We start from the raw sequence: 17,369 nt of genomic DNA, 5'->3' as shown, positions 1-17,369 counted from the left end.
GCGTTATGCTTTGGTTTTCAGACTGCTAGTGGTGCTGCGTTACCTAAACACAACCAATCGCTTCGGTGCAATACGGCCATCATCATCGATTTCTGCCACACCAATGAATTGACGATCTTCACCAGAGGTCATACGCACAAAACCTTCGCTCGGCGCACCAAACACTTGCACAGGTTGACCATGCTGAACCATGTCCGTTAACTCAGGGATTAAGTTCACTTCCGGCAAAGATTCTACCGCAGTATCCATTGGCATCAAGATGGGATCGAGCAACAAACGTGGTTCGATCTCTTGCTCTCTTGCTTGCTCAAGCAAAGTGTTCAGCTGCTCTAACGTCACCATCTTGTCTACTGGGTAGTTTGCTACACCAGTACGACGCAAATAGGTTACGTGTGCACCACAGCCTAGCATTTCACCTAGATCATCGGTGATGGTTCGAATGTACGTGCCTTTCGAGCAGTGGATCTCCATTTCAACTTCATCGCCTTCAAAACGAAGCAGCTCAATTGAATAAACGGTGATCTTACGTGCTTCACGAGGGACTTCGATACCTTCACGAGCGTATTCATACAGAGGACGACCTTGGTATTTTAGTGCCGAGTACATGGATGGCACTTGATCCGTTTCACCCTTAAACGCTTCGATGCACTCAAGCAAACGCTCTTTGCTGACATTGACTTCGCGAGTTTCTACCACTTCGCCATCAGAGTCCGACGTGTTTGTTCGCTCACCAAGCTTGGCGACCACAACATAACGTTTATCTGAATCCAGCAAAAACTGAGAGAACTTGGTCGCCTCGCCCAGACAGATTGGTAGCATGCCAGTTGCCAATGGATCTAGAGCGCCAGTGTGACCGGCTTTCTCTGCAAAGTAGATGCGTTTGACTTTCTGCAACGCATCATTAGAGGAAATGCCTGTTGGCTTATCCAACAACACAATGCCGTTAACTGGGCGACCTTTACGACGACGTGCCATTAAGCTTGCTCTCCTGATTCATCAGAACCAGATTGCTCGTCTTCACGGCCTGCCTGTTTTTGCTTACGCTTGTCTTCGCTGAGTACTTCACTCACCAAGTTAGACATGCGCATACCTTCCACTAATGTGCTGTCATATTGGAAGCGAATTTCAGGGGTCAAACGCAAACGAATACGTTTGCCAAGCATCATGCGAATATGGCCTTCGTGCTCTTTTAATGCATTTAAACAGCTCTTAGGTGTTTGTTCGCCGACACAAAGAAAAGTAACGAATACTTTGGCGTACGCCAAGTCTCTTGACACTTCAACGTCTGAAATAGTGACCATTCCAATTCGTGAATCTCTCACTTCACGTTGAAGGATAATAGCTAGCTCTTTTTGTAGCTGTTGGGATACCCGTTGGGTACGGCTAAATTCTTTTGACATATCTTTTCTCACAATAGAAAGAATGGGGGGATGGTTCTAACCAGCCCCCCATGGTGTATGTAACAACCAATTAAATGATGTCAGTCAATTAATCTAGTGTTCTCTTAACTTCAACGACCTCGAATACTTCGATTTGGTCACCAACGCGAACATCATTGTAGTTCTTAACGCCGATACCACATTCGTAGCCGTTTTTCACTTCTTGTACATCGTCTTTAAAGCGACGTAGTGACTCAAGCTCACCTTCATAGATAACCACGTTATCGCGAAGTACACGGATTGGGTTGTTACGCTTGATGATACCTTCTGTCACCATACAACCTGCAATTGCGCCAAGTTTTGGAGACTTAAATACATCACGCACTTCTGCAAGACCGCTGATTTCTTGTTTGAATTCAGGAGCAAGCATACCGCCCATCGCTTGTTTCACTTCATCAATCAATTGGTAAATGATTGAGTAGTAACGAAGATCTAGGTTTTCTGTCTCAACAGTACGACGAGCAGATGCATCCGCACGAACGTTAAAGCCAAGGATAATCGCGTTAGAAGCAGCAGCAAGTACGGCATCAGTTTCTGTAATACCACCTACGCCAGAGCCAACGATGTTCACTTTCACTTCGTCAGTTGATAGTTTCAGTAGTGAGTCAGAAATTGCTTCTACAGAACCTTGTACGTCAGCTTTAAGTACCACGTTCAGCTCAGCAACATCACCTGCTGCCATGTTAGAGAACATGTTCTCTAGCTTAGCTTTCTGTTGACGTGCTAGTTTCACGTCACGGAATTTACCTTGACGGTAGTTAGCAACTTCACGTGCTTTACGCTCATCACGTACGACAGTCGCTTCGTCACCAGAAGAAGGCACACCTGAAAGACCTAAGATCTCTACAGGGATAGATGGGCCAGCTTCAACCACTTCGTTACCTACTTCATCACGCATCGCACGAACACGGCCATATTCTTGACCACAAAGTACGATATCGCCTTTGCGTAGCGTACCAGATTGAACCAGTACAGTTGCAACAGGACCACGACCTTTATCAAGACGAGACTCAACCACAACACCTGAAGCCATGCCATCTGCAACCGCAGTCAGCTCAAGAACTTCAGCTTGTAGAAGAATTGCTTCTAGAAGACCTTCGATGTTAGTGCCTTGTTTTGCAGAGATGTGAACAAACATGTTCTCACCGCCCCACTCTTCAGGGATCACATCGTACTGAGCCAGTTCGTTTTTAACGTTGTCTGGGTTCGCATCTTCTTTATCGATTTTGTTTACCGCAACAATCAGTGGCACTTGTGCCGCTTTTGCGTGCTGGATAGCTTCGATAGTTTGAGGCATCACACCATCGTCCGCCGCTACAACCAAAATAACAATATCGGTCGCTTGAGCACCACGTGCACGCATCGCAGTAAAGGCTGCGTGTCCTGGAGTATCCAGGAAGGTGATCATGCCATTGTCAGTTTCTACGTGGTACGCACCGATGTGCTGGGTAATACCCCCGGCTTCACCAGACGCAACGTGTGCACGACGAATGTAGTCTAGTGTCGACGTTTTACCATGGTCTACGTGACCCATGATAGTCACAACAGGTGCACGGTGAATCGCTTCAGCGTCATGGTCGCGATCTGAAAGTACCGCTTCCTCTAGCTCGTTCTCTTTACGTAGAACAACCTTGTGACCCATTTCTTCAGCAACTAGCTGTGCAGTCTCTTGGTCAATGACTTGGTTGATGGTTGCCATCGCGCCCATCTTCATCATTACCTTAATGACTTCAGTGCCTTTTACTGACATTTTGTTTGCCAGTTCAGAAACAACAATCGTTTCACCGATCACAACGTCTTGTTTTGCAACGGTCGCCGTTTTATCGAAGCCATGTTGCATAGAAGTAGGTTTAGCTAGCTTGCCTTTGTTGCGACCTTTACCACGTTGGTTACGGCCACCGCGATCATTATCTTGATCGTTACCAGCAGGCTTTTTCTTCTTCTTGCGACGAGAGTTCTCTTCACGACGATCTGCTTCATCTTCGGCTTCACGTGCATAACGTGAAGTCGTTACATGGTAATCTGTATCTTCCATATCACCCTTTTTCTTTTCTGCAGCAGACCAACGCTCTTTGTTTTTCTCAGCCATTTCGCGAGCTTCTTCAAGCTTGCGCTGACTTTCCTCTTCAGCTTTACGCCTAGCTTCTTCTTCCTGACGACGTTTAAGTTCGTCGGCCTCAATTTTTGCTGCTTCTTGCTTTAATTTATCTTCAGCATCACGATCCGCATTTTCTTCTGCATCACGTTTTGCTTTCTCTTGAGCTTCACGTTTGGCTTTTTCTTCAGCTTCACGTTTTACTTTTTCTTCCGCTTCGCGCTTAGCTTTCTCTTCAGCTTCACGCTTGGCTTTTTCTTCCGCTTCACGCTTGGCTTGTTCTTCTGCTTCGCGTTGGGCTTTTTCTTCCGCTTCACGTTTCGCTTGTTCTTCTGCTTCACGTTTCGCTTCATCTTCGATTGCACTGCGTTTTACGTACGTACGTTTCTTACGCACTTCAACTTGCACATTCTTGCTCTTACCGCCGCCAGCGTTAACGCTAAGCGTGCTGCGAGTTTTGCGCTGCAATGTCAATCTAGTCGGAGCTGCTTCGCCCTGAGTGTCACCATGTTCTTTTTTAAGGTGAGCAAGAAGTTGTTGCTTCTCATCCTCAGTCACATTATCCGCACTAGATTTGTTCATGCCTGCATCAGCAAGTTGTTCTAACAAACGGTCAACTGGCGTACCAATTTCGTCACTCAGTGTTTTAACTGTAAGTTCTGTCATACCGCTACCTCCTTGCTGAAATTATTCTTCGTCGCCAAACCAACAGATGTTACGAGCTGCCATGATCAGTTCGCCTGCACGCTCTTCTGTCAGTCCTTCGATACCTTCTAGCTCGTCAATGCCTTGGTCAGCTAAATCTTCTAGCGTTGCTACGCCTTTTGCTGCCAATTTAAATGCCATTTCGCGCTCTAAACCTTCTAGCGCTAGCAAGTCTTCTGCTGGCTCTAAGCCTTCAAATGATTCTTCCTGCGCCAATGCAAGCGTGGTTAGCGCTTCTTTTGCACGGCTACGTAGCTCTTCAATGATTTCTTCATTTAAACCATCGATTTCGAGCAACTCGTTAACCGGAACATAAGCGACTTCTTCAAGTGTTGAGAAACCTTCTTCAACAAGCATCTCCGCAAAATCCTGTTCAATATCAAGATACTTCATAAAGTTCTCGATAGAAGCTGTGGACTCTTCTTGGTGCTTTTTCTGTAGGTCTTCAACTGTCATTACATTCAGTTCCCAACCTGTTAGTTGAGAAGCCAAACGTACGTTTTGACCATTACGGCCAATCGCTTGTGCTAGGTTATCCGCTTCAACGGCAATGTCCATTGCGTGTGCATCTTCATCAACGATGATAGACGCTACATCAGCTGGAGCCATGGCGTTAATAACAAACTGCGCTGGGTTATCATCCCAAAGTACGATATCGATACGCTCACCACCGAGCTCACCCGATACCGCTTGTACACGCGCGCCACGCATACCAACACACGCACCCACAGGGTCAATACGCTTGTCGTTGGTTTTTACTGCGATCTTGGCACGAGAACCTGGATCACGTGCTGCGCCACGAAGTTCAATCAGTTCTTCACCGATTTCTGGCACTTCAACACGGAACAGCTCAGCCAGCATTTCAGGCTTAGAGCGGGTAACAAACAATTGGAAGCCACGCGCTTCTGGCTTAACTGAGTACAGTAGACCACGAACGCGGTCGCCAGAACGGAAGTTTTCACGTGGTAACTGGTCTTCACGTAGGATAACCGCTTCTGCATTGTTACCTAGGTCAAGCACGATGGTATCGCGGTTAACTTTCTTAACCACACCAGTAACCAGTTCACCTTCGTTATCGATAAACTGTTCAACGATTTGTGCACGCTCAGCTTCACGTACTTTTTGTACGATCACTTGTTTTGCCGTTTGCGTTGTGATGCGATCGAATGTCACTGATTCGATTTCGTCTTCAACGTAGCTGCCCACTTCCATGCTGTCGTCTTCATATTGAGCGGCTTCAAGTGAAATTTGCTTAGTTGGGAATTCCACTTCTTCCACGACTTCCCAGCGACGGAAAGTATCAAATTCACCGCTTTTACGGTCAATTGCCACCCGGACATCAATGTCCATTTCATGTTTTTTCTTTGTTGATGTGGCAAGCGCAATTTCCAACGCTTCAAAAATACGCTCACGAGGTACCGCTTTCTCGTTAGAAACTGCCTCTACTACCGCTAAAATTTCTTTACTCATTCTATCTAGCCTCTTAAGCTCTTTTCTCTAGGAGAACTAAAATTTCGGGATCAGGTTAGCTTTCGAAATATTGCTTAGCGCAAATTGTTCTTCTTGTCCTTCGACAGTAACCGAGATGGTTTCGCCATCCACAGAGTGAATAACGCCTTTCCATTTGCGACGATTACCAACAGCCATTTTCAGAACGATGCTCACCTCGTGACCAATATACTGCTCATAGTGCGCTGCTTTGAAAAGTGGTCTTTCTAATCCTGGTGAAGAAACTTCAAGGTTATAAGCCACAGAAATTGGATCTTCAACATCCAAAACAGCACTTACTTGATGGCTAACCTCTGCACAGTCATCAACATTGATCCCATTCTCATGATCGATATAAATTCGCAATGTCGAATGTTCGCCAGCGCGGATGAACTCTAATCCAACCAATTCATACCCAGAAGCCATTACTGGAGCTTCAAGCATTTCAGTAAGTTGTCTTTCTAAACCAGTCATTTAAACCACTCCAGAAACAAAAAAAGGGCTCAGAGCCCATAATAAATCCCAAGCAACATCTAAACCTTTTTCTCCTTATCACAAAGAGAAAGTTTAGATAACAAAAAACCCCGAACGTCGGGGTTTTTTGTTGCTGGACCCTGATAAGTTAAATATTTGCCTTGCCTTAGCGAGGTTCGTATCTAACTTGCAGTGAGTCTGTTCACTGCACAAACTTGCCCACTCTATCCAAAAGCCTATCTAAAACAATGGCTAAGGGATTGGTTGCGGGGGCCGGATTTGAACCGACGACCTTCGGGTTATGAGCCCGACGAGCTACCAAGCTGCTCCACCCCGCGTCCGACTGCAAAGCATTATACGCTCTACAAAGTGTTTTACAAGTTTGTAAATCATGGTGCCGAGAGAGGGACTCGAACCCTCACACCTAAGGCACTAGCACCTCATGCTAGCGTGTCTACCAATTTCACCATCTCGGCATCAATAATTTGATTATTGAGGAATTTCGCTGTCTTTTTTCTTAGCAGGAACTTCACTCTTAGTATCCGTAGCTGTCTTCTGAGTCGTTGTGGTTTGTTGCTGAACCTGGCCTTGTGCCGGGTCAACCCACTGTGAGTCAGATTTATGAGAAGTCGAAAGATTTCCCAAAACTAAGCTAAGGATGAAAAATGCTGTAGCTAAAATCGCTGTTGATCGAGTTAAAAAGTTACCCGATCCACTGGCACCAAATACTGTGTTTGATGCTCCAGAGCCAAAAGAGGCTCCCATATCTGCGCCTTTACCTTGCTGTATCAACACTAGGCCAATTACACCGACTGCGACCAACAGGTAAATCACAAGTAGAATCGTAAACATTCTTTCCACCTATGTTCCAAATTGTTGAGCCAGCGCGCCGAAAAATGTGATTCCAGGGCAAAGCTAGCGACCTCCTTTGCTGAAGGCCGGGCAATACTAGCGAAACACCGTCACGCTGACAAGTAAAAATTATAAAAAAGTCGTCTCTTACGGTTTAAACGATTAAAAAAGGGACAAATGACTAATTGTTAACCTTTTATATCGCTTAACTCCATCAGCTAGAGCTGAGGATTCCACCACAAAATTAACAACTTGCCTTGACCGCTTCAGCAATTTTTAGTGCCGAAGAGCGAACTAGCTGATCATCTTCCCCTTCCACCATCACTCTTAATAGGGGCTCAGTACCGGATTTACGTAGTAATACTCTTCCCTTATTACCTAATTCTGCCTCTACGTCCACAACGGCCGCTTTGACCGCTTCAGCCTCCAAAGGATTACTATCGCCACTAAAACGAACATTTTCTAGTACTTGTGGATAAAGCGTCATACCTTGCGAGAGCTGATTGAGTGATTGCTTGCTATCTACCACTGAAGCCAGAACTTGAAGCGCTGCAACTATTGCGTCTCCCGTTGTGACCTTGTCGAGTAAGATAATATGGCCTGAGTTTTCTGCGCCTATCTTCCAGCCATTTTCTAACAGCTGCTCCATCACGTATCGATCGCCTACCGCGGCTCGAATCAATGGTATACCTAGTTTCTCTAGGCCTTTTTCCATGCCAAGGTTGGTCATTGACGTTCCAACAACGCCGCCTTCAAGCTCGCCACGCCTTTGCATATCACGCGCAATAATAAAGGCAATTTGGTCACCATCAATCTTATTGCCCTTCTCATCGACCATGATAAGACGATCACCGTCACCATCAAATGCCAAGCCGAGATCCACGTTCTCTTCCAGAACTCGTTGCTGCAACGCGTTCACGTCTGTCGCACCAACCTGATCATTAATGTTAAGGCCATCAGGGTCCACCCCCATGGCAACCACGTTTGCGCCAAGTTCTTTAAACACGCTAGGCGCAATATGGTAAGTCGCACCATGCGCGCAATCGACCACGATTTTTAACCCAGCCAAACTCAATCGGCTAGGGAAAGTGCTTTTACAAAACTCAATATAACGGCCCGCTGCATCGGTTAAGCGACTTGCTTTACCTAATTGCGCGGAATCCACACATTCAATTTGTTTGTCTAGCTCGGCTTCGATGGCCAATTCAATCTCATCTGGAAGCTTAGTGCCTTCTGAAGAAAAGAACTTGATGCCGTTATCGTAAAAAGGATTATGAGAGGCCGAGATCACAATACCGGCCTCTGCTCGGAACGTTTGCGTCAAATAAGCAACGGCTGGCGTTGGCATTGGCCCGGTAAAAGTGGCCTTTAGGCCTGCCGCAGCCAAACCTGCCTCAAGAGCAGATTCCAACATATAACCTGAGATACGCGTATCTTTACCAATAATGACCTTTTTGGTTCCTTGTTTTGCCAACACGCGTCCCGCTGCCCAACCAAGTTTCAAAACAAAATCGGGAGTGATTGGGTATTGGCCAACTTTTCCACGCACACCGTCGGTGCCAAAGTAACGTCTTTTATTTGACATGTGACATTCCTATCTAAACTTCTAATGTCTGTATTTTCGTCTCTTACCACATTCGTTGCAGTAAAAGGTTATTTATTCTCTGCAGTGATGCTAACAATCTTTACTGCATCCATTGTTTCGGCTACGTCATGAACACGAATGATGTGTGCCCCTTTCGTTGCCGCTATTGTGGCGCAAGCAATACTTGCACCAATAACTTCTGAAGGCGATTTTTCAAGCAGCTTAAACAGCATTGATTTTCTCGACATCCCCACTAACAAAGGTAACCCGAGCTTATGCAGCTCTTCTAAGTTGGCAAGCAAATGGTAATTGTGAGGAAAAGTTTTACCAAAACCAAAACCAGGGTCGAGAATCAATTGATCGCGGCTGATTCCAGCTGACTCACAAGCGGTAATTCTTTCATCCAAGAAGTGCTTAATATCATCCAGCACATGATTATAGGTTGGATTTGATTGCATGGTTCTCGGTTGCCCTTGCATATGCATTAAGCAAATCGGTACGTTAGCTTGCGCAGCAACCTCTAACGCCCCAGGCTCTTGCAATGCACGGACGTCATTAATCAGATCAGCGCCAGCTTCAACAGCCTGCCTCATCACTTCCGCTTTGCTGGTATCAATCGAAATCCACACGTCATGCTTTTCGCGTATCGCTTGAATAATAGGAATCACTCTTTGCAGTTCTTCTTCAAGCTCTACATCAGGTGCACCAGGCCGAGTCGATTCACCACCAACATCGATAATGCTGGCTCCAGCTCGGATCATTTGTTCCGCTTGCTCGACAGCCCGCTCAATCGTGGTGAACTTACCGCCATCAGAGAACGAATCTGGTGTGACATTGAGTATTCCCATCACTTGTGGGGTGGTCAAATCCAACTGCTTGTTTTTACTTTTAATAATCATGTGGGTATCAACTTATTGGACTAGATGAGAGAGATAAGAACAAAAAGCCCCGAGCAAAACCCGGGGCTTTTAGTAACACTGATATTATTCGCCGTCTTTTTTATCCGTTGGCTCGCTAGGTGCGGCTTCAGAAGTTTCAACAGGCTTTTCAGAAGATTCAGATGCTGGTTTTTCTTCAGCAACTGGCTTTTTCTCTTCTGGTTTATTGTCGTCTGATTTGTTTGCTTGATCACCCCAGCCAGCAGGCTCACGGATGTCAGCTTTGCGTTCCATCAAATCGTCAATTTGACCAGCATCGATCGTCTCATACTTCATCAATGCATCTTTCATCGAATGCATGATGTCCATATTATCTTCGAGGATTTTTTTCGCTCTGTCGTAGTTACGATCAATCAGAGTGCGAACTTCATCATCAATCAGCTTAGCGGTGTCGTCAGACATATGCTTGGTCTGAGTTACGCTACGGCCTAAGAACACTTCGCCTTCTTCTTCAGCATAAAGAAGTGGACCAAGTTTTTCAGAGAAGCCCCATTGAGTCACCATTTTACGCGCAATGTCTGTGGCACGTTCAATATCGTTTGAAGCACCAGTAGAGACTTTATCCGCGCCGTAAATGAGCTCTTCGGCAAGGCGACCACCGTAAAGGCTTGAAATCATCGATTCAAGATGCTGACGAGACATGCTCACTCTGTCTTGCTCAGGCAGATACATAGTCACACCTAATGCGCGACCACGTGGAATGATTGAAACCTTGTATACAGGATCGTGCTCAGGCACCAAACGACCAACAATGGCATGGCCCGCTTCATGATAGGCCGTTGACTCTTTGGTTTCTTCCGACATCACCATAGAGCGGCGCTCTGCACCCATCATGATTTTGTCTTTAGCCAGTTCAAACTCAACCATAGAAACGTTGCGCTTGTTGCCGCGTGCAGCAAACAATGCAGCTTCGTTCACAAGGTTAGCAAGATCAGCCCCTGAGAAGCCTGGTGTACCACGGGCAATCAAAGATGGTTCAACATCACCAGCCAATGGCACTTTACGCATGTGAACTTTCAGAATTTGCTCACGGCCACGTACATCTGGCAAACCAACTACAACTTGGCGGTCAAAACGGCCAGGACGCAGTAATGCAGGGTCTAGAACATCTGGGCGGTTGGTTGCAGCGATAACGATGATACCTTCGTTACCTTCGAAGCCATCCATTTCAACCAGCATTTGGTTCAAGGTTTGCTCACGTTCATCGTGACCACCACCAACACCTGCACCACGTTGGCGACCTACAGCGTCAATTTCGTCGATAAAGATGATACAAGGCGCGGCTTTCTTCGCTTGTTCAAACATGTCACGAACACGTGATGCACCCACACCAACAAACATTTCAACGAAGTCAGAACCTGAGATAGTGAAAAACGGTACTTTAGCTTCACCGGCAATGGCTTTCGCCAATAGCGTTTTACCCGTACCAGGAGGACCAACCATCAACACACCCGTTGGAATTTTACCACCCAGCTTTTGGAAACGGCTTGGATCACGTAGGTAATCTACCAGCTCTTTCACGTCTTCTTTGGCTTCATCACACCCTGCCACGTCGGCAAAAGTGGTTTTGATTTGCTCTTCGCTCATCATGCGAGCTTTGCTCTTACCGAAAGACATAGCGCCTTTACCGCCGCCGCCTTGCATTTGACGCATGAAGAAAATCCACACACCAATCAGTAAGATCATTGGGAACCAAGAAATAAAGATAGTACTTAGTAAGCTTTGCTCTTCAGGCGGAGTGCCTTTCACTTTCACGTTTTGATTAATCAAATCATCTAGGATTTTATTATCATAAACTGGCATGTAAGTGGTGTATTTGCCACTTACGCCATTACGTGTAAATGAGATCTGCTCACCTTTAAATGTCGCTTCCTGAATTTGGCCTTGACCAACTTCATGTACAAACGTGGAGTAATCGATGGTTTTCCCATCGTTGCTGCCAGGTCCAAAACTTTGGAATACCGACATCAAAACTACAGCAATAACAAGCCACAGAATTAAATTTTTTGCCATGTCACTCAAGGTGTCAGCCTCTCGATAACTAATTGTAATTAAAGGTAGGGTACTACAGTTTCAAAGCTGTAGCTATACTATAAAATTTAACATTTAGAGGTTAATCCGTTAGCCTTTGTAACCAGTCGCTACAACATACACTTCACGGGATCGAGCCCTTGAAGAATCAGGCTTTCTGATCTTAACCGTTCTAAACATGTCGCGCACTTCTTTCACATATTGGTCAAACCCTTCTCCTTGGAAGACCTTAACAACAAAACTACCACTAGGTGCGAGAACTTGTCGACACATATCTAATGCTAGCTCAACCAAATACATAGCGCGCGGCTGATCGACAGATAAATTGCCAGCCATGTTTGGAGCCATGTCAGACATCACAATATCGACCATATCTGGTTGAATTCTTTCTAATAACGCATCTAGTACAGACTCTTCACGAAAGTCACCTTGCAAGAAAGCAACGCCCGCAATGGAATCCATGGGTAAAATATCGCAGGCAATGACCTGCCCCTCATCTCCAACTATATTGGCCGCATATTGAGACCAACCACCCGGAGCAGCACCTAAGTCGACGACCGTCATTCCCGGCTTGATCAACTGATCTTTGTTTTGAATCTCTTCGATTTTGAATATAGCGCGTGAGCGATAACCTTTTTTCTTCGCCTCATTCACATATTTGTCATCAAAGTGTTCTTTCAACCAACGACCTGAGCTGGCAGAATGTTTTTGTTTACTCATTCCGGATTTAAGCCTTTATTCACTCTTCCATCCAATCTTTATCGGATAAAGCTGGGTATAAAATATAGTCTTCATTGATAGATGGCGTTAAAATAGCGCTTTTCAACCCTAATAGTAAAAAATAATTGGCCGCAAAATGAATTTAAGCACCAAACAAAAGCAGCACCTAAAAGGCCTTGCGCACAACTTAAAACCTGTTGTGTTGATGGGCGCCAATGGACTGACTGAAGCGGTATTAGCAGAAATTGAAATCGCACTCGATCATCATGAGCTAATCAAAATCAAAGTTGCCTCAGAAGATCGTGAGACAAAACAGCTTATTATCGACGCTATCGTTCGTGAAACGGAAGCCGAGAAAGTACAAACCATCGGAAAAGTGTTGGTGCTGTATCGTCAATCTGAGCAAAAGAAGATTGAGCTGCCGCGTAAGTAACGCGCTTCGCTCGTTAAGGTAAAAAAGGTCGCGCGAGCGACCTTTTTAATACGTAACAAAACATAACACACTAGGCCAAACACCGCCGAACTAGGCAGCCTGTGCACCAAGTGACATGTTTCGTTTAAATGTACTCAACTTTATCGATTTCGAAATCTTTGTCACCGCCTGGTGTAGAGATAATCACTTCATCTCCTTCCATTTTGCCGATAAGGCCACGGGCAATTGGTGAGCTAACTGAAATGCGCATCGCTTTGATGTCTGCTTCATCATCGCCGACGATTTGATAAGTCTTCTCTTCGTCGGTGTCGACATCAATCAATGTCACCGTTGAGCCAAAAATGACTTTGCCGCTATTGTCCATCTTCGACACATCGATAACCTGCGCCATAGATAGCTTGTATTCGATATCACGAATTTGCGCTTCGCAGATACCCTGCTCTTCTCGGGCAGCATGATATTCGGCATTTTCTTTTAAGTCACCGAGCTCGCGCGCCTCAGCGATAGCTGTAGAAATCAGTGGGCGTTGTTTGAGTAGTCTATCTAGCTCTTCACGCAGCATTTGCTCGCCGCGTACTGTCATTGGAACCTTTTCCATTTTATACCTCTCGCCAAAGCTAACTTTGGACAAAAAAAACCTACCCAACTGCACTGGTTAGGTAGTGTTCGATTAATCGCGTTTTCATTAGTGTAAACAAAGTTCGATACTAAATCACCTTAAAGTTCTAACACCTTGTTTTCTCGTTCCTGGTGGTTATTTTTCAAACAAACAATAAGCTAAAAAACACTGTTCAAAATTGTAAAAAACACTATTCAAAATAAAAAAAACTAAAGAAAAAAAACTTTAACATCGATCACAAAATGAAATAATTGTTATTTAAAAACAATATGTTGATATTTTTTTATCAAAGTATAAAATCGACCACCAAAAGCGATTTATATCATTTTACTAACGAAGTCAGGAACTTTAACGGTAAAACATCCGCAGTCATTGCACAGATTCGCTTTGATGCCTCGTAAAGGACACACTACGGTGCACAGCTGGTTTGGAGCAATACCAAGAGAACATCGAACTTGATTGGAGCTCCAGTAGCGACTCAATTGAAACTCCAGTTGATAAATCAGCTTGAATCGATAGTGCTCATATATAAATACAATTATCTATTTATGAACCATAAATTTAGGATTTAATAAGATGAAAAAGACTCTGATTGCTCTTGCGGTATCTGCTGCAACTCTAGCATTTGGTGCAAACGCTGACACTCTAGCCACTGCTCAAGCAAATGATGCAAACCTAAGCGGTACTACTCTATATTCTGCTAACGGTAATACCATTATCATGAACGGTCGTATCGAAGGTGTAGCGAAAGAACAAGGTGGTAAGGTAACTAGCGACTCTGACGCTCGCATCGGCTTTGGTGGCGTTTCCGTCATTAACGCTAAAAATAATCTTTATGGTGTAGGTTATTATCAAGCCCAGCTTACAACGGCTGACAACGGTTCAACAGATTCGGGAAGTACCACTATTACTAACCGTTACCTATATGCTGGGGTTGGTGGCAACTTTGGTCAAGTTGTCTACGGTAAGGATGATGGTGCATTCGAAACCTTTATGGATGGCTACACTGATATCATGTCTACCTTTGGCGACAACTACAGAATGCTAAACGTAGCAGATCGTTCAGACAACACCGTTACTTATCAAGGCTCTTACGGCAACTTCTCTGCTATAGCAAACTATCGCTTCGCAGATGGTAGCACTAACACTAACGGTGATGTAGTAAGCAACGGCCAACGCGGTACCTCTGCGGCGGTTAACTATGTAATTGGTGATACAGGCGCGACCATTGGTACTGGTTACTCTAACCAAAATGGTTCTCATCTATATATGACCGGCGTTGGATACACTATTAGTAACTTCTATGTAGGTGCTACTTACAACACTGGTAAGCTAAACTTTGGTAATACTACTTCACGAAGCGCATTTGGTGGCTATAAAACTTCAGAAAACTTTGGAGCAAACACTTTAAGCTTTACTAATGAGCAAGACTACCGTGAGTACGAACTAGCGGCTTCTTACACTCTAGGCAAGACACTATTCACAACTAACTACAGTAACGAGAAAACGGGCGACTTCACCACTGGTAAAGCTCTTGCTATAGACGCAACTTACTTCTTTACCCCGAACTTCCGTTCATACATTGGTTATAACTTCAACCTATTGAGCCAAGGTGATTCAATTGGAACTAGCTCAACTGACGTAGTGACCAAAGCAGGTGCTGAAGACCAAGCTATGGTTGGTATGCGCTACGACTTCTAATTTAGACCCCTGTCTAAATCCAATAATAACGCCTGCTTTATGCGGGCGTTTTTTATGGCCTTTTAACAAAGGCATGGAGGTTTCGGGTTATACTTTATGGTCCTAGCGCTTTACATGGACTTTGCTATGCCTTTAAATCGGACCTTGCGTCGCTGCCACTTTTCCACTTTTGTATTTTTTATCTCTGTTTTCTTTAGTGCAAACAGTTTTGCTGCTTTACCTAGCGATCCATTACCGTTAGGCGCTCGCAGCACGCTTATTGTACAAGATCTGAAAACTGGCAAAGTGCTGATGCAGTCTGGCAGCAATGAAGACTTTTTCCCTCCCGCCAGTACGCTAAAGCTGATTACTGCGCTTGCGGCCAAGTTAGAGCTTGGTAACCACTTTCGCTTTCATACCTCGCTGATTAAATCTGGCAATGATCTGGTGTTTAACTTCTCAGGCGATCCGACCTTAACCAGCCAAGATCTGAATGCCATGGTTAAACAGATTGCTAAAGATGGCATTCAGACCATTAAAGGGGATATTTGGCTAAATGGCAGCGCATTTAATGGCTATGAAAGGGCTATTGGTTGGCCTTGGGATATTCTTGGTGTGTGCTACAGTGCCCCGCCTAGTGCGATTAATTTGGATGAGAATTGTGTTCAAGCGTCTATTTCAACACCTAACCCAACTCCTTACAGCACCAAAACGCGCGTTTACGTGCCTGAGCACCTACCCATCCATGTGGCAAACAAAGTCGTGGCGGTCAGTAAGCAAGAGCAAGAAGACACCCACTGCGCGTTAGAGTTGCTCACCTCATCCAACAATCACTACACACTAAAAGGGTGTGTTGTGAAACGCAAAAATGCCATCCCACTCAAATTTGCCGTTCAACAGCCAGAGCTTTACGTAACACGCATGATTTACACCATGTTAAAGAAACAAGGTATTCGATTGGATGGGCAAATTAAAATTGGCAAACCGGCTATCAAAAACTCTCGATTGATTGCCTCTCATCAATCCAAGCGTTTACCGGAATTGCTAGAAGTCATGCTTAAACAGTCTGATAATTTAATTGCCGATACGCTAACCAAAACCATAGGCGCGAAGTATTACCAGCAACCGGGCAGTTTTAACAACGGCACCGCTGCGATTAAAGCCATTATTTTAGAACATACTGGGATCAATCTAGAGCATGACCAACTGGTGGATGGTTCTGGGCTGTCTCGTAACGATCGCATCACTCGCGCCAATATGACAGATATCCTGCGCTATATTTGGCAGCATAATAATCAACTAGAATTGATCGACATCATGCCCGTCTCTGGCCAATCCGGTACACTGCAATACCGTAAAAGCATGCGTAAAGCGCCGATTAAGGGCAATATCATTGCCAAGAGTGGCAGTGTTTACGGCACTTACAATATGGCAGGCTTTGGCTTAGACAGACAAGGTAAACCAAGGACGTTATTTGTTCAGTATGTCGCCGATTACTTTGTTAAAAAAGACAAAAATGGCAAAAAGACCGCCTCACCGATCACTCGGTTCGAGCAGTCTTTTTATAAAGAAGTGGTGAAACTCAGCCGTTCCGCTCAGCCATAAGCTCTTTCTTAGCCGCAAAGTTAGCCGTAAAGAATGTAAGTGGATATACCCGATATGGCACCAATTAACGCCACGCTCGCCAAAGCGATACGGGCGTTGAGCCAATCTAAAGAAAGCTGATTTTTACTTAGCCCGAGTTGACTGGCAAAATATCGAGCATGGTGGTGATGGCCGTGCTCTTTAAGTTCATCCAACAACTCTTTCACGAAGTTATCTGGGCTAGTTTGCAATATCGCCAGCGCTTCATCCATTGGCATAACTGTCAGCAGATGCACTTGCTTATTGCGCTCATTACGCACAAAAGCGTTTCGAGCTGCATCAATCTCGGCCTTTGAGTAACGAGATTGACTTTGATCCAACATATTGTTCATTACCGTCATAACACATCTCCCTAGTGAGCCTGTTAACAGGCTCGATCAGGTACAAAGGTAACGACCACCAATTGACAACGTGCTCTTGTTGTTGGGTACTAACCCAATGAGCAAGCGAACTTTTCCGTAAAGCTTCATTCGTTGTTTAAGGTTCGGGATACGACAGGAATTGAGAGAAAGGGCCCTCTACCACGAAGGCAGGAGCAAAAGACACTTACCGACGCGGATTACTCCTTACCCAATACCTGATTCTTCCCAGCCTTGGGAGGATGGTCGGCATTGACATAAAGTTCTCCATAACTACTGTCCCTTCGACAGCGATCATACGGTATCA

The 17,369-nt window shown here is 45.0% G+C and carries 15 protein-coding genes and 2 tRNA genes; 3 read left to right on the top strand and 14 right to left on the bottom strand.

Going from position 1 to position 17,369, the window contains the following annotated elements; translation table 11 throughout:
- Nucleotides 1-39 precede the first annotated feature (39 nt).
- From truB to rlmE, 12 genes are all read right to left on the bottom strand, one after another.
- A complete protein-coding gene (gene truB / locus M9194_RS06620) occupies nucleotides 40-975 on the bottom strand; it encodes a tRNA pseudouridine(55) synthase TruB (protein WP_250611829.1) in 936 nt (311 codons plus the stop codon).
- The gene (gene rbfA, locus M9194_RS06615; RefSeq protein WP_250611828.1) at nucleotides 975-1,400 is read right to left on the bottom strand and encodes a 30S ribosome-binding factor RbfA; all 426 of its coding nucleotides are present in this window, start codon (nucleotides 1,398-1,400) and stop codon (nucleotides 975-977) included. Before rbfA ends, truB begins: the two co-directional genes overlap by 1 nt.
- Before the next feature lie 88 nt (nucleotides 1,401-1,488).
- A complete protein-coding gene (gene infB, locus M9194_RS06610; protein ID WP_250611827.1) occupies nucleotides 1,489-4,200 on the bottom strand; it encodes a translation initiation factor IF-2 in 2,712 nt (903 codons plus the stop codon).
- A 21-nt stretch (nucleotides 4,201-4,221) separates the two neighbouring features.
- On the bottom strand, nucleotides 4,222-5,709 hold the full coding sequence (gene nusA / locus M9194_RS06605; RefSeq protein ID WP_250611826.1) for a transcription termination factor NusA: 1,488 nt from the start codon (nucleotides 5,707-5,709) through the stop codon (nucleotides 4,222-4,224).
- Between the two features lie 36 nt (nucleotides 5,710-5,745).
- Nucleotides 5,746-6,201, bottom strand: coding sequence for a ribosome maturation factor RimP (rimP, locus tag M9194_RS06600; RefSeq protein WP_250611825.1), 456 nt, complete (start codon nucleotides 6,199-6,201; stop codon nucleotides 5,746-5,748).
- A 261-nt stretch (nucleotides 6,202-6,462) separates the two neighbouring features.
- A tRNA-Met gene (locus M9194_RS06595) sits at nucleotides 6,463-6,539 on the bottom strand.
- A gap of 54 nt (nucleotides 6,540-6,593) precedes the next feature.
- Nucleotides 6,594-6,677 (bottom strand) — tRNA-Leu (locus tag M9194_RS06590).
- Between the two features lie 13 nt (nucleotides 6,678-6,690).
- Nucleotides 6,691-7,053 (bottom strand): preprotein translocase subunit SecG, encoded by a 363-nt coding sequence (gene secG / locus M9194_RS06585; RefSeq protein WP_250611824.1) that lies wholly within the window; start codon nucleotides 7,051-7,053, stop codon nucleotides 6,691-6,693.
- Nucleotides 7,054-7,297: 244 nt separating this feature from the next.
- The gene (glmM, locus tag M9194_RS06580) at nucleotides 7,298-8,638 is read right to left on the bottom strand and encodes a phosphoglucosamine mutase (RefSeq protein WP_250611823.1); all 1,341 of its coding nucleotides are present in this window, start codon (nucleotides 8,636-8,638) and stop codon (nucleotides 7,298-7,300) included.
- 68 nt (nucleotides 8,639-8,706) lie between these two features.
- On the bottom strand, nucleotides 8,707-9,537 hold the full coding sequence (gene folP, locus M9194_RS06575) for a dihydropteroate synthase (protein ID WP_250611822.1): 831 nt from the start codon (nucleotides 9,535-9,537) through the stop codon (nucleotides 8,707-8,709).
- Nucleotides 9,538-9,621: 84 nt separating this feature from the next.
- Nucleotides 9,622-11,589: an ATP-dependent zinc metalloprotease FtsH gene (gene ftsH / locus M9194_RS06570; RefSeq protein WP_250611821.1), complete on the bottom strand. Its 1,968-nt coding sequence runs from the start codon at nucleotides 11,587-11,589 to the stop codon at nucleotides 9,622-9,624.
- Nucleotides 11,590-11,697: 108 nt separating this feature from the next.
- A complete protein-coding gene (rlmE, locus tag M9194_RS06565) occupies nucleotides 11,698-12,327 on the bottom strand; it encodes a 23S rRNA (uridine(2552)-2'-O)-methyltransferase RlmE (RefSeq protein WP_250611820.1) in 630 nt (209 codons plus the stop codon).
- A gap of 136 nt (nucleotides 12,328-12,463) precedes the next feature.
- Between rlmE and yhbY the strand changes: the two genes are divergently transcribed.
- The gene (yhbY, locus tag M9194_RS06560) at nucleotides 12,464-12,760 is read left to right on the top strand and encodes a ribosome assembly RNA-binding protein YhbY (RefSeq protein ID WP_250611819.1); all 297 of its coding nucleotides are present in this window, start codon (nucleotides 12,464-12,466) and stop codon (nucleotides 12,758-12,760) included.
- 124 nt (nucleotides 12,761-12,884) lie between these two features.
- On the opposite strand, the gene greA is transcribed toward yhbY, so the two are convergent.
- Nucleotides 12,885-13,358 carry a transcription elongation factor GreA gene (gene greA / locus M9194_RS06555; RefSeq protein ID WP_250611818.1) on the bottom strand — a complete coding sequence of 158 codons (474 nt, stop codon included), beginning with the start codon at nucleotides 13,356-13,358 and terminating at the stop codon, nucleotides 12,885-12,887.
- 597 nt (nucleotides 13,359-13,955) lie between these two features.
- Between greA and M9194_RS06550 the strand changes: the two genes are divergently transcribed.
- Both M9194_RS06550 and dacB read left to right on the top strand, forming a co-directional pair.
- Complete coding sequence (locus tag M9194_RS06550) at nucleotides 13,956-15,080, top strand: porin (protein ID WP_250611817.1); 1,125 nt, start codon at nucleotides 13,956-13,958, stop codon at nucleotides 15,078-15,080.
- Nucleotides 15,081-15,206: 126 nt separating this feature from the next.
- The gene (gene dacB / locus M9194_RS06545) at nucleotides 15,207-16,664 is read left to right on the top strand and encodes a serine-type D-Ala-D-Ala carboxypeptidase (protein WP_250611816.1); all 1,458 of its coding nucleotides are present in this window, start codon (nucleotides 15,207-15,209) and stop codon (nucleotides 16,662-16,664) included.
- Between the two features lie 20 nt (nucleotides 16,665-16,684).
- Here dacB and M9194_RS06540 read toward each other — a convergent pair whose 3' ends face one another.
- Nucleotides 16,685-17,044: a hypothetical protein gene (locus M9194_RS06540; protein ID WP_250611815.1), complete on the bottom strand. Its 360-nt coding sequence runs from the start codon at nucleotides 17,042-17,044 to the stop codon at nucleotides 16,685-16,687.
- Nucleotides 17,045-17,369: the final 325 nt, after the last annotated feature.

It is taken from the genome of Vibrio sinus (genome assembly GCF_023634645.1).
Taxonomy (GTDB): domain Bacteria; phylum Pseudomonadota; class Gammaproteobacteria; order Enterobacterales; family Vibrionaceae; genus Vibrio; species Vibrio sinus.
This window is presented reverse-complemented; position numbering and strand designations above follow the sequence as displayed.